The organism is Pseudomonas sp. v388 (assembly GCF_003935425.1).
Lineage (GTDB): Bacteria > Pseudomonadota > Gammaproteobacteria > Pseudomonadales > Pseudomonadaceae > Aquipseudomonas.
Genome location: NZ_RHQN01000008.1, coordinates 104,303 through 116,947 on the forward strand (window position 1 = coordinate 104,303; position 12,645 = coordinate 116,947).

Below are 12,645 nucleotides of genomic sequence, written 5' to 3' on the forward strand. Positions count from 1 at the left end.
GTTTTGAGTTAGCGACGTTATTCTCCCCCCTGCCGCTGGTCATCAGCGGCAGGGGGAGGCAATCGCCGTCGCTGACCATTCGTCGATTCCAGGGTTGCCTTGGTGCGGAAATTTAAATACTGTATGTATACACAGTATCCGCAAATGAGGTTTGTCATGTCCTTGAATTCTGTACAAAGCCCGGTTGCCCAGCATCAGTTTGCCACGCCATTGCTCGATGAAATGCAGAGGGAAGATTTCCTGGCGCTGGCCGCTGCGCTTCGTCAGTTCAACGCCTATGAATCGCAAATCACCAAGGTGATCGAGACTGCCCGGTCTTGCAGCGCAGGCGAGTGATGGCTGCCGCATGAGGGGTCCGCAGGCCAGCGTGGTTGTCGAGCAAGCTCAACTTCGCGTTGCTTGTCGATATACGAAACATATATGCTTCGTATATTCAAACGCGAGGTGAACCATGGGGCTGGTCAAGATTTCCGAACACATGCACGCCAATGTCCGTGCAGGCAGCGTTGCGCTGGGGCGTTCCATCAACGCTCAGGCAGAACACTGGATGCGGGTCGGCATGATCGCCGAATTGCATCCCACCCTTGATTACAGTCAGATCTGCCAGCTGCTGATTCGTATCCAGGATGTAGAAGGCGCCATGCCTACCGTGCAGGCTGGTGATGCTCCTTCTCTCGTTCAGGTGGCTTCATGAGCCATTCGATCAACCTCAAGACCGAGCAAGATCTGGTACAGCTGCGCATCGCTGGACGCCTGGCGGCAGATGTACTGGCCATGATCGCTCCACACGTCAAGCCAGGTGTCAGTACCGAGGCGCTGGACGATATCTGCAACCGCTATATCGTTGAAGAACTCAAGGTCATACCGGCGAACGTCGGTTACCACGGGTTTACCAAGACCACCTGCATTTCGCCCAATGCCGTGGTGTGCCATGGCATCCCGTCGCCTTCGGACATTCTCAAGGACGGTGATATCGTCAACATCGACGTGGCGGTCATCAAGGATGGCTGGTACGGCGACACCAGTCGCATGTATCTGGTTGGCGAGGTGAGCCCACTGGCGCGTCGGCTGGTGGAAACTACTTACGAAGCAACCCGCGCCGGCATTCATGCCGTACGTCCCGGCGCCACCCTCGGTGACATCGGTCACGCCATCCAGACGGTGGCCCATCGCGAAGGTTTCAGCGTGGTGCGTGAATACTGCGGGCACGGGATAGGCCGCCAGTACCATGAAGACCCTCAGGTACTGCATTACGGAACGCCCGGTAAGGGGCTGCGGTTGAAACCTGGAATGGTGTTCACCATCGAGCCAATGATCAACGCCGGCAAGGCAGGTACTCGATCCATGCCGGATGGCTGGACGGTGTTGACTCGTGACTTGTCTCTGTCAGCTCAATGGGAGCACATGGTTGCCGTCACCCAGACCGGTTTCGAGTTGCTGACGCCCTGGCCTGAAGGAACGGGCAGCTATCCGCCCATCTGATCATGGGGCCGCGAATCGGCGTTAATGTCCGATTCGCGTCACGTCCCCTTTTCGTCGTTGAATGACCCGCCCTGATGCTTTTTCCAATGCACCTGGCTCACGCCGAAACCCAGCGCTTGCAGGGTTGCCAGTCTTACAGGCCCGGCGGCGATGTTGCCGCTGACTGTGCCTACGCCGGCATGCAACGTGGCGAAATGCAAAGCATCGCTTAAACAGAGTTGCGGCGCCTGATGAAGGAAATGCCGGGGCTCGCCTTCGAACTGGTAATGAATCTCGAATTCCGTCTGGCTATTCATCGTGTCCGCCTGTGGGGCGCAAAGACTGCGCCCATCCAAAAATGAGTACGTGGGGGTACTGCGTAGCGGGAGCAGGCAACTGCTTCAGGCGCTGCTACTTCATTTCGAGAGCGATACAGGCATGCATTACTTCAAGCGGCCTTGATCGGACTGCTGTCTCTGAATTACAGACATGACGTTACAAGGTTCCAGGGTGCCGTGAATGCCGGTCCGACCAGTGGCACAGTGCCACATCCAATTGGATGGATTTGAGGCTGGTTTTTTATCCAAAACGGCAATTGGGCCGACTGAGCATGACGCCCAGTCCTGGCGCAACCCATGTCATCCAGCCAACAGCCTTGCTTTCAACAGCCCACTCGCCACCAGGCAGGGTTAAAGCCTGTGCAGCTCATCTGCAGTTACCGGCCTTGCGATAACCCGCGGCCTGCGCGGCGGATTCGGATTTGAAGGCGATCCGGTTTTTCGCCGAAACCTTGTCGTAGCTCGGGCAACCCTCGGGCAGGTGATACACATGACTATTGCTGTTGCCGATGACCGACGTCGTGGTGACCGATCCGGCATCGGACCGTGGCGCTGCCGTTTGCGAGGTCCGTTTCGGCAGGGCGCTGACGACACCGTCTCCAACCGGTTTGTAGCCCTGCGTCCAGGTACGCTCGTGGGTCACAAAAGGGTTGGAATGGCCCATGACCGCTGCGATGCGTTTGTTGCGTTCCTGCTCCCAGGAGGTCACTGGAAACTGCTTGTCCCACGCCATCAGCAGTTGTTGCTGCTGACGCGACATGCTCAAGTTGTAGCGATCGAACATGTAGAACGTCGTTCTTGCCACCAGGCCTTTCACTTCATCACGGGGCTCAGCCGCACGCTGCTCGAAATCGACCCTGGTTTTGCACTGCCCATATTGCGCGGCGACCTTCGAGGCCATGCCATAGTTGAAATTGCTCCGGTCACCGTTTACCTCGCCAACCGCCGGATAGAGGTTGAACAAATCGGCCTCCATGGCCTTGAACACCGGATCGTCGTTTTCACAGTGTTCGCGGCCGCCGTTCTGCCAGCACTGCCGTTGGTGGCCGAACGTCCAGGCGGGGACGATATGTTCCCACTCGGTCCGATCCGAGCGATTTTCCTGCTTTCTGGCTTTGAGCCCGCACGAATCGGGATCGATACGGCCGCCTGACTTTCCTACCCACGTCCACTTGCAACCGCAATACAAGTCGCCCTGAGCGCTGTTTGCCTGGTCGAGATAGACCTTTTGTTTGGCGACCACTTTGGCTTCGGAAAACGTCGCCGGAGGCTCAGCCAGTGCGGGGCCAACGGCTGAGAGGGCTAGCACCAGGGCGCAAAAAAGCTTTGTTATCGAACGAAATGTTGTTCGGGGTGTTGGCAGAGAGCTATTCAAAATCATGAGGGTTGGAGTTGCGCCGGTTGTGATGATCAAAATTGCCTGGGGAGGGGGCTCGAATACTTGCTACGTGCGTTCCGGTCTTGCTGATCCGCTCAGTCTTCCTTGGGCACGGTCCAGAACAGCTGGACACCGCCATCGTCGCGCCAGGCCAGTGTTACGTTGTCGTTCTCTGCAATCTCTTCCAATAGCCGGGCCCAATCGTCTTCCGATTCATCAGGCAAGCGAAACAGAAGCGCCGCCTTGGCTTTTTGTGCGTTCGGGGAGTTGATGATTTTCTGCACCCGCATGCCGAGGCGCTCGTAAGGGCCTGGAGCAGGGGGCGTCGCTGCGGATTGTTTTGCCACGAAGGAATGCTCCGATTTGTGCTGTACGGGCATACAGTATTTGAGTGTCGGATTTTTCGCAAGAACTAAGTAGGATCAAGCGCTTGGCGCGCAATTCCGGCAAGGTTCCTCAGCCAATGACGTCACGAACGGCAGCGGTCAGTCGATTGACAACCCTGCAAACTTTTCCCATAGTGCAAGTCTCGCAAACGTTTGCGTGCCGATTTCCGGATCGGCCCTGCGTCGTTCGCCCGAACAATAATCACAAGATCGGAGATGAACCCCATGAAGCTGCCATTCGCTGGACGCCTTCTCGCTGTCGCCCTGTTCACCGCTGCCGCGGTCCTGCCCCTTGCTCCAGTCCATGCCCAGACCCCGGAAAAACCCAAGGTCGCGCTGGTCATGAAATCCCTGGCCAATGAGTTCTTCCTGACCATGGAAGATGGCGCCAAGGCCTATCAGAAAGAACATGCTGATCAGTTCGAACTGATATCCAACGGCATCAAGGACGAGTCCGATACTGCCAACCAGATCCGCATCGTCGAGCAAATGATCGTCTCCAAGGTCGACGCGCTGGTGATCGCCCCGGCCGATTCCAAGGCATTGGTGCCGGTCCTGAAAAAGGCCATGGACGCGGGTATTGAGGTGGTCAACATCGACAATCAGCTGGATGCCGAGGTACTCAAAAGCAAGAATCTGCAGATTCCGTTCGTAGGGCCCGACAACCGCAAGGGTGCCGGTCTGGTCGGCGAGTACCTGGCCAAACAGCTCAAGCCTGGCGATGAGGTCGGCATCATCGAAGGTGTTCCGACCACCACCAATGCTCAGCAGCGTACCGCAGGGTTCAAGGACGCCATGGACGCTGCGCAGATGAAGATCGTCTCGGTCCAGTCCGGCAACTGGGAGATCGACAAGGGCCGTGCGGTCGCCGCGGCGATGCTCAGTGAGTACCCGAACCTGAAGGCCCTGCTGGCCGGTAACGACAGCATGGCGCTGGGTGTCGTGTCGGCGGTGCGTGCCGCTGGCAAGGCGGGCAAGGTGCTGGTGGTCGGTTACGACAACATCAATGCCATCAAGCCGATGCTCAAGGACGGCCGGGTGCTGGCCACTGCAGATCAGTTCGCCGCTCGACAGGCGGTGTTCGGCATTGAGGCTGCACTGAAGAAGGTTAAAGGGGAAAAGGTCGAGACCAATGACAAAGGCGTGATCGAAACGCCCGTCGAGCTGGTCACCCAACCCTGATTCCTTGCTTTGAGACCTCCGTGCCTGCACCGGGCGGAGGTCGGGAGATTCTTATGTCAGCGTCTGGTCAGACGGCTGTACTTTCAGTCAGCGGCATCGGCAAGACCTACGCGCAGCCGGTACTGGGCGATATCACCCTGACGTTGATGCGCGGCGAAGTGTTGGCCTTGACCGGCGAAAACGGCGCCGGCAAGAGCACGCTGTCGAAAATCATCGGTGGCTTGGTCACCCCGACCACCGGGCAAATGTCCTTCCAAGGCCGGCCGTATCAGCCGACCAGCCGCACTGAGGCTGAAAAGCTCGGCATCCGCATGGTCATGCAGGAACTCAACCTGCTGCCGACCCTGACCGTAGCCGAGAACCTGTTCCTGGATGACCTGCCGCGCCGTGCGGGCTGGATCGATCGCAAACGGCTGCGGGAGAACGCGGTCAAGGCAATGGCCCAGGTGGGCCTTGAAGCCATCGACCCGGATACATTGGTGGGGGATCTGGGCATCGGCCACCAACAGATGGTTGAAATCGCCCGCAATCTGGTGGGCGATTGCCACGTGCTGATTCTCGACGAGCCGACGGCAATGCTCACCTCACGCGAAGTCGAGATGCTTTTTGAGCAGATCACGCGCTTGCAGGCTCAGGGCGTTTCGATCATCTATATCTCCCATCGTCTGGAAGAACTCGCCAGGGTGTCGCAACGCATTGCGGTACTGCGCGACGGCACGCTGGTGTGTGTCGAACCCATCGCCCGCTACGACAGCGAGCAACTGGTCACCTTGATGGTCGGTCGCGAATTGGGTGAACACATCGACATGGGTGAACGGCACATCGGCGACGTGGCGCTGTCGGTGAAGAATCTCACCCGGGCGGGCAAGGTCCAGGACGTATCCTTCAGTGTGCGCAGCGGCGAGATCTTCGGGATTTCCGGGCTGATCGGCGCAGGGCGGACCGAACTGCTTCGCTTGATATACGGCGCCGACCGCCTCGACAGCGGCAGTATTGAAGTGGGGCGACCATTGCGTGAGGTGACGATCGGCTCGCCCAGCGACGCCGTGGAGCACGGCATCGCGCTGATTACCGAGGATCGCAAAAGCGAGGGTCTGCTGATGACCCAATCCATCAGTGCCAACATTGCCTTGGGCAATATGGCAGCGATTTCGAGCGGGGGCCTGGTCAGGTCGCGTGACGAACTGCACCTGGCGCAGCGGCAGATCGACGCCATGCGCATTCGCAGTTCCAGTCCTTCACAGCCAGTGTCGGAATTGTCCGGCGGCAACCAGCAGAAAGTGGTGATCGGCCGCTGGCTGGAGCGCGACTGCCCGGTGATGCTGTTCGACGAACCTACCCGTGGCATCGATGTCGGTGCCAAGTTCGATATTTACGCACTGCTGGCCGAGCTGACCCGTCAGGGCAGGGCGCTGGTGGTGGTGTCCAGCGACTTGCGCGAGCTGATGCTGATCTCCGACCGGATCGGCGTGCTGTCGGCCGGGCGCCTGATCGATACCTTCGAGCGTGACAGCTGGTCCCAGGATCAATTGCTCGCCGCCGCATTCGCCGGCTACCAGAAACGTGATGCGCTGCTCAGCGAAGCGGCGCCCAGGAACGACTCATGAAAAATATCACCTCCCAGACGCTGACGCCTGCTGCGCGGCGCGGTGGCAATTATTACGGCCTGGGCACTTACCTGGGCCTGGCGGGCGCCTTGCTGGCGATGATCGTGCTGTTTTCAGTGCTCAGCGATCACTTCCTGTCGTACCAGACGTTCAGCACCCTGGCCAACCAGATCCCGGACCTTATGGTGCTGGCGGTGGGCATGACGCTGGTGCTCATTATCGGCGGTATCGACCTGTCGGTCGGTTCGGTGCTGGCGCTGGCGGCCTCGGCGGTCAGCGTGGCGATTCTCGGCTGGGGCTGGAGCGTTTTTCCCGCCGCACTGCTGGGCATCGGCTGCGCCACTCTGGCCGGCACTATCACCGGTTCGATTACCGTGGCTTGGCGTATTCCGTCCTTCATCGTGTCGCTGGGCGTGCTGGAGATGGCGCGCGGCGTCGCGTATCAGATGACCAACTCGCGCACCGCCTACATTGGCGATTCGTTCGCCTGGCTGTCCAACCCGGTCGCGTTCGGCATTTCGCCGTCGTTCATTATCGCGCTGCTGGTGATCTTCGTCGCTCAGGCGGTGCTCACGCGCACGGTTTTCGGCCGTTACCTGATCGGCATCGGCACCAATGAAGAGGCCGTCAGGCTGGCGGGTATCAATCCCAAACCGTACAAGATTCTGGTGTTCTCGCTGATGGGCCTGCTGGCCGGCGTGGCGGCGCTGTTCCAGATATCGCGCCTGGAAGCCGCCGACCCGAACGCCGGCGCCGGGCTCGAACTGCAGGTCATTGCTGCCGTGGTCATTGGCGGCACCAGCCTGATGGGTGGTCGCGGCTCGATCATCAGCACTTTCTTCGGCGTGCTGATCATTTCGGTGCTGGCTGCCGGGTTGGCGCAGATCGGCGCGAGCGAGCCGACCAAACGTATCATTACCGGTGCCGTGATCGTGATCGCGGTCGTACTCGATACTTACCGCAGCCACCGGGCGCGCCGACAGAGCTGACATGGCCACCATCAAAGACGTAGCAGCACTCGCAGGGATTTCCTACACCACGGTGTCCCATGTTCTGAACAAGACCCGTCCGGTCAGCGAACCGGTGCGGCTCAAGGTCGAGGCGGCGATCGCGCAGCTGGACTATGTACCCAGCGCAGTGGCCCGATCGCTCAAGGCCAAGAACACCTGCACCATCGGCCTGCTGATTCCCAACGGCATCAACCCGTATTTTGCCGAACTGGCCAGGGGCATCGAGGATCACTGCGAGCGCAACGGTTTCTGCGTGATCCTGTGCAACTCCGACGACAACCCGGAGAAGCAGCGCAGCTACCTGCGCGTGCTGCTGGAGAAGCGCGTCGATGGTCTGATCGTCTCGTCGGTGGATGGCGACGTCAGCATCGCCGGCGGGCTGGCCGAGGTGCGCACGCCGCTGGTGGTGGTCGATCGTGAGCTGGAAGGGATCGAAGCGGATATGGTGCGCATTGACCATGAGCAGGGTGCTTATCTGGCGACCTGTCATTTGCTGGGGCTGGGTCATCGACTGATCGCCTGTATCGGCGGGCCGGCGAATACGTCAGTCGCGGATATGCGTCTGGCCGGCTATCGGCGCGCCATGCACCAGGCGGGTATCGCGGTTTTGCCGGGCTGGGCGGTGAACAGCGAATTCAGCAGTCCTGCCGGTTACGAGGCCGCCGTGGCATTACTGAGCGGTCAGGCGCCGACGGCAATCTTTGCCGGCAATGACGTGATCGCCATCGGCGTGCTGCGCGCAGCGGCCGAACGCCAGGTCTGCGTTCCACGGGATCTGTCGGTCGTGGGTTTCGATGACATCCAGATGAGCCGCTACGTCTACCCGGCGTTAACCACTGTTGGGCAGTCGATTCGGCAGTTGGGGGAAACGGCGGCGGAAATGTTGCTGCGCAGGATCGCTGCGCCCCAGGGGCAGTCAGTGCAGCGGCGGCTGGTCACGCCCAGCGTCGTTTTACGCGAGTCCACGGCTGCACCCATCGTGTTTCCAGAATAATGCTGACGCTTAGCGACGAGTGAACGAACCATGCAAGCAAAGATAGTGATAGTGGGCAGCCTCAATATGGACCTGGTCATCCGCGCCCAGCGTCTGCCGCGCCCCGGCGAGACGCTGGCCGGTGATACGTTCGGCACCATGCCGGGCGGCAAGGGCGCCAATCAGGCGGTGGCGGCGGCCCGTCTGGGTGCGTCGGTGGCGATGATCGGCTGTGTCGGTGAGGATGCGTATGGCACGCAGTTGCGCGATGCGCTGTTGGCCGAACAGATCGATTGCCAGGGTCTGACGACCGTCGACGGTGTCTCGACCGGCATCGCTTCCATCGTGGTCGATGCCGCCAGCCAGAACGCAATCGTCATCGTGGCCGGCGCCAATGGCGCGCTGACGCCTGAAGTGGTCGAGAGATTCGACGGGCTGCTGGCGGATGCCCGGATAGTCATCTGCCAGCTGGAAGTGCCGACCGAGACGGTTCGTCATACGCTGGCCCGTGCCCGACAACTGGGCAAGACCGTCATTCTCAACCCGGCCCCGGTGACTGCGCCGTTGCCGGCCGATTGGTATCCAATGATCGACTACCTGATCCCCAATGAAGGCGAGGCCCAGGCACTCACCGGGCTGACTGTCGATTCCCCGGCAGCCGCCGAACAGGCCGCTGCGCTCTTACTGGCGGCGGGGGTGGGAAGCGTGATCATTACCCTCGGTGAGCGTGGTACGGTACGGGCCAATGCCGACGGCTGTGAGCATTTGCCCGCGACCGTGGTCAAGGCGCTGGACACCACGGCGGCAGGGGACACCTTTGTCGGCGGTTTCGCAGCGGCCCTCGCCGACGGCCGGGACGAGCTGGCAGCCATTCGCTTCGGGCAGGCTGCCGCCGCATTGTCGGTTACCCGCGCCGGTGCCCAGCCGTCCATTCCGACATTCGCTGAACTAGAGGATTTCAAGCCAGCATGAAGAAAACAGCCTTGCTCAACATCGAACTGTCCCGGGTCATCGCGTCCCTTGGGCATGGCGATATCCTGATGATTGTCGACGCCGGTATGCCCGTTCCGCCTGGCGTCGAACTCATCGACCTGGCGTTGACCCGCGGTGTGCCGGATTTTGTCAGCGTGCTCGATGTAGTGCTGACCGAAATGCAGGTCGAAAGCCACGTCCTGGCCGACGAAATGGTCAGGGCTCAGCCGCCCGCATTGCAGGTCATCGAGAGCCTGAACCTGGACGGTCAGCTGGGTCAGCAGCGCTGGGTCAGTCATGAAGAACTGAAAGCCATGAGCCGCAAGGCCAAGGCCATCGTGCGCACCGGAGAGTGCCAGCCCTACAGCAATGTAGCGCTGATGGCCGGTGTGGTGTTCTAGGCGCCCGATTGTGGGTGAACGTTCGTTAACAGGAGTTGCAGATGATGTTGAAAGGATTGTCCAGACAGGTGATTCGAGGAGCGTTGCTCTTGTCCATTCTTGCTAGCGCCGCCGTCTACGCGGCTGAAAAACGCGATCTGATCATCGATACCGATCCGGGTGCCGATGATGTCGTCGCACTGCTGCTGGCCTTGGCTTCCCCGGAAGAATTGAACGTAATGGCCATCACTACGGTGGCAGGCAATGTGCGGCTCGACAAGACCTCGCGCAACGCTCGCCTGGCCCGGGAATGGGCAGGCCGTGACGAGGTGCCGGTGTATGCCGGTGCGCCCAGGCCATTGGTGCGCACGCCGATCTACGCCGAGAATGTTCACGGTCAGGAAGGGTTGCCGGGCGTGCCGGTGCACGAGCCGGCCAAGGGCCTGGCATCGGGCAATGCGGTGGATTACCTGATCCGCACCCTGAGCGAGGCCAAGCCGCATAGCGTGACCATTGCCATGCTCGGGCCGCAGACCAATCTGGCATTGGCCTTGGTGCAGGCCCCGGAAATCACCCAGGGAATCAAGGAAGTGATCGTGATGGGCGGTGCCCATTTCAATGGCGGCAACATTACGCCTGTGGCCGAATTCAACCTGTACGCCGATCCGCATGCCGCCCAGATCGTGCTCGCCAGCGGTGTGAAACTTACCTACGTGCCGCTGGATGTCACTCACAAGATCCTCACCAGTGAAGCGCGACTCAAGCAGATCGCGGCCCTGGGCAACAACGCCGGCAGACTGGTGGAGGGTATTCTCAATGAGTACGTCAAAATGGACATGGAGCACTACGGCCTGCCTGGCGGCCCGGTGCACGACGCCAGCGTGATCGCCTGGCTGCTCAAGCCCGAGCTGTTCTCGGGGCGGCAGATCCACCTCGCGATAGACAGCCGTGAAGGCATCGGTTTTGGTCAGACTGTCGCGGACTGGTATGGCACGCTCAAACAGCCGCAAAACGTATTCTGGGTCGAGAATGGCGATGCGCAGGGCTTCTTCGATCTGCTGACCAGTCGCCTGGCGCGCCTGAAGTAGGCCGCTCTGAGCGACAATGCCGTTACGGCGATCTTCGGCTGCGCAAAATGTCTTGTCACGATTTCGCAGCCTGTAAGGTTCGTGGGTGGGGCAAACTTTCACGTTTTGCGCCACAGCGTCCCGGCCGACTCTGGCTGTGGGTGCAACCAAAGCGCACGAGCGCGGTCGCACAGTGGTTGCTCATGTTTATCGATAGAGGAGGGTGTATGCCCTGGAAGTTTGCAACACTAGGTTTTGCGGTCATGACGTCGCTGCTGGCAGGCTGCAGTACCCCATCGGGGTCGACTGCCGACACGAAAGCCGGCGATTCCAGCACTCAGGCTCAGACTCCGGCCAGCACGGGCGATGGTCGCTGCAATGCCGAGGGCGGTCAGTTCGCACTGGGCAAGCCGGCTTCGATGGACTTGCTCAACCAGGTGCGCACCCGCACCGGCGCCATGGATGCCCGCCTTCTCGGCCCCAATGACATGGTGACGCTGGAGTACCGCTCAGAGCGGGTCAACGTCAATGCCGATGCCGCCGGCAAAGTGATTCGCGTCAACTGCGGCTGAGGTGGCCACTTTTCAGCAGGCCTAAAAAACCCCGTCAATAACGGGGTTTTTTTTGAGTCAGGTCAATCTGAATCAGACTACCTGGACTTCTTCTGCTTGCATGCCTTTCTGGCCTTTAGCAGCAACGAAAGAAACGGTCTGGCCTTCTTTCAGGCTTTTGAAACCGTCGCTCTGGATTGCTTTGAAGTGTACGAACAGGTCGTCACCGCCACCTTGTGGAGTGATAAAGCCGAAGCCTTTTTCATCGTTGAACCATTTTACGGTGCCGGTTTGGCGATTAGACATGGTGTATCTCCAAGAACATAATTTTCAGTAGCGTGCTGCTCAGGCCAACTGGGCACACCGGCCTATCATAGTCGAAATGTACGAAAAGAGAGCCCTTTAGGTAGGAAGTTTGATTGGTCAATCAAAATGCCTGCGCAAATGTGCGCTGTTTTTGTGGCGCTGATCACTTTCTTGATCTTCATTTGAACTATGGCAACGACGCTGAAAGCCCCGGTCTAAAGGGCTTTCAGAATATTCGACCGTAGTAGCAAAAAGCTATCTACAGGCCCGGTTTTTCGTTGTGTGAATAATTTATTTTTTTGGCTGAACGCAATTTTCAGCGACCAGTTTTTGCATTTTCGAGGTCAATTCTGCGCTCGGCGCAGCGTTGGTGTCGTTGAGCGAGGCGATTTCCTTGGGGGTGAAATGCGCGTCGACCTGCTTGGCTCCGCAATCGCAATGCGCCTTGGCGACGTTCTCATCGAGATTCTGCTGCTTGGCGGCACTGATGCACTCTTGCGTAAAGGTCGAGCGCGTCGCGCTGTCCATGGCCGCCTGGGCGCCGAACGGAGCCAGGACCGCTGCGCAGGCGAAAAGGGCAGACAGGCTTGAAGGCTTCATGGTGTTCTCCTAGGTTGGAAAAATCTTACATGTCTCGGTTACTTCTGACGGTTCTGAGGCGGACCAGTTCAGACAAGGTGCGCTTAGTTGTCTATTTGGCATCTTCCAGCCTGGATATAGGTCCGGATCCGGACAGCTGTGCTAGGATGCGCATCCTGTAAATTTCGCTCGCACCGCGCTGGGGCAGATGTCCGCGCGATGCAGGCAGTTTTTTCGTATCCATCCAGTCAGCTGGTTCGGTTCAAGGTTGGCCTTAAGCAGGTCGTGTAAAAACGTCGCGAGCGACGGCAGGACGAGGCACAAGGGGGGGACGCGCAGTTTACGAACGGTAAATGAGCATTCCGAGCCTGCTTTCAACGCCGTATTGCCAAACGCAGCCGTTATTACACAGCCTGTGGGGCTCCTGCCACTGTGAGGCAGGTGTACCACCGGAT

The 12,645-nt window shown here is 59.5% G+C and carries 16 protein-coding genes; 11 read left to right on the plus strand and 5 right to left on the minus strand.

Going from position 1 to position 12,645, the window contains the following annotated elements:
• Positions 1 to 156 precede the first annotated feature (156 nt).
• The 3 genes from EGJ27_RS18865 to map all read left to right on the plus strand — a co-directional run bounded on the left by EGJ27_RS18865 (position 157) and on the right by map (position 1,482).
• The gene (locus tag EGJ27_RS18865) at positions 157 to 336 is read left to right on the plus strand and encodes a hypothetical protein (protein WP_125832259.1); all 180 of its coding nucleotides are present in this window, start codon (positions 157 to 159) and stop codon (positions 334 to 336) included.
• A gap of 115 nt (positions 337 to 451) precedes the next feature.
• Positions 452 to 694, plus strand: coding sequence for a ParD-like family protein (locus EGJ27_RS18870; protein WP_125832260.1), 243 nt, complete (start codon positions 452 to 454; stop codon positions 692 to 694).
• A complete protein-coding gene (gene map / locus EGJ27_RS18875; protein ID WP_125832261.1) occupies positions 691 to 1,482 on the plus strand; it encodes a type I methionyl aminopeptidase in 792 nt (263 codons plus the stop codon). Before EGJ27_RS18870 ends, map begins: the two co-directional genes overlap by 4 nt.
• A 38-nt stretch (positions 1,483 to 1,520) precedes the next feature.
• On the opposite strand, the gene EGJ27_RS18880 is transcribed toward map, so the two are convergent.
• The 3 genes from EGJ27_RS18880 to EGJ27_RS18890 all read right to left on the minus strand — a co-directional run bounded on the left by EGJ27_RS18880 (position 1,521) and on the right by EGJ27_RS18890 (position 3,524).
• A complete protein-coding gene (locus EGJ27_RS18880) occupies positions 1,521 to 1,778 on the minus strand; it encodes a DUF6555 family protein (RefSeq protein ID WP_125832262.1) in 258 nt (85 codons plus the stop codon).
• Positions 1,779 to 2,166: 388 nt separating this feature from the next.
• On the minus strand, positions 2,167 to 3,132 hold the full coding sequence (locus tag EGJ27_RS18885) for an endonuclease (RefSeq protein WP_371920873.1): 966 nt from the start codon (positions 3,130 to 3,132) through the stop codon (positions 2,167 to 2,169).
• 140 nt (positions 3,133 to 3,272) lie between these two features.
• Positions 3,273 to 3,524 (minus strand): DUF1654 domain-containing protein, encoded by a 252-nt coding sequence (locus EGJ27_RS18890; protein ID WP_125832263.1) that lies wholly within the window; start codon positions 3,522 to 3,524, stop codon positions 3,273 to 3,275.
• 264 nt (positions 3,525 to 3,788) lie between these two features.
• On the opposite strand from EGJ27_RS18890, the gene EGJ27_RS18895 reads away from it, so the two are divergent.
• The 8 genes from EGJ27_RS18895 (at position 3,789) to EGJ27_RS18930 (ending at position 11,326) form a co-directional block, all read left to right on the plus strand.
• On the plus strand, positions 3,789 to 4,745 hold the full coding sequence (locus tag EGJ27_RS18895) for a sugar ABC transporter substrate-binding protein (protein ID WP_125832264.1): 957 nt from the start codon (positions 3,789 to 3,791) through the stop codon (positions 4,743 to 4,745).
• Between the two features lie 53 nt (positions 4,746 to 4,798).
• Complete coding sequence (locus EGJ27_RS18900; protein ID WP_125832265.1) at positions 4,799 to 6,352, plus strand: sugar ABC transporter ATP-binding protein; 1,554 nt, start codon at positions 4,799 to 4,801, stop codon at positions 6,350 to 6,352.
• Positions 6,349 to 7,341 carry an ABC transporter permease gene (locus tag EGJ27_RS18905; protein WP_125832266.1) on the plus strand — a complete coding sequence of 331 codons (993 nt, stop codon included), beginning with the start codon at positions 6,349 to 6,351 and terminating at the stop codon, positions 7,339 to 7,341. Before EGJ27_RS18900 ends, EGJ27_RS18905 begins: the two co-directional genes overlap by 4 nt.
• A gap of 1 nt (position 7,342) precedes the next feature.
• On the plus strand, positions 7,343 to 8,356 hold the full coding sequence (locus EGJ27_RS18910) for a LacI family DNA-binding transcriptional regulator (protein WP_125832267.1): 1,014 nt from the start codon (positions 7,343 to 7,345) through the stop codon (positions 8,354 to 8,356).
• Between the two features lie 30 nt (positions 8,357 to 8,386).
• Positions 8,387 to 9,307 (plus strand): ribokinase, encoded by a 921-nt coding sequence (gene rbsK / locus EGJ27_RS18915; protein ID WP_125832268.1) that lies wholly within the window; start codon positions 8,387 to 8,389, stop codon positions 9,305 to 9,307.
• Entirely contained in the window at positions 9,304 to 9,708 is a 405-nt protein-coding gene (rbsD, locus tag EGJ27_RS18920; protein WP_125832269.1) for a D-ribose pyranase, read from the plus strand. Before rbsK ends, rbsD begins: the two co-directional genes overlap by 4 nt.
• A 41-nt stretch (positions 9,709 to 9,749) precedes the next feature.
• Positions 9,750 to 10,775 carry a nucleoside hydrolase gene (locus tag EGJ27_RS18925; protein WP_125832270.1) on the plus strand — a complete coding sequence of 342 codons (1,026 nt, stop codon included), beginning with the start codon at positions 9,750 to 9,752 and terminating at the stop codon, positions 10,773 to 10,775.
• 206 nt (positions 10,776 to 10,981) lie between these two features.
• Positions 10,982 to 11,326 carry an I78 family peptidase inhibitor gene (locus tag EGJ27_RS18930; protein WP_125832271.1) on the plus strand — a complete coding sequence of 115 codons (345 nt, stop codon included), beginning with the start codon at positions 10,982 to 10,984 and terminating at the stop codon, positions 11,324 to 11,326.
• Between the two features lie 72 nt (positions 11,327 to 11,398).
• On the opposite strand, the gene EGJ27_RS18935 is transcribed toward EGJ27_RS18930, so the two are convergent.
• A complete protein-coding gene (locus EGJ27_RS18935) occupies positions 11,399 to 11,611 on the minus strand; it encodes a cold-shock protein (RefSeq protein ID WP_125832272.1) in 213 nt (70 codons plus the stop codon).
• Positions 11,612 to 11,902: 291 nt separating this feature from the next.
• Positions 11,903 to 12,211: a hypothetical protein gene (locus tag EGJ27_RS18940; protein ID WP_125832273.1), complete on the minus strand. Its 309-nt coding sequence runs from the start codon at positions 12,209 to 12,211 to the stop codon at positions 11,903 to 11,905.
• Positions 12,212 to 12,645 lie beyond the last annotated feature (434 nt).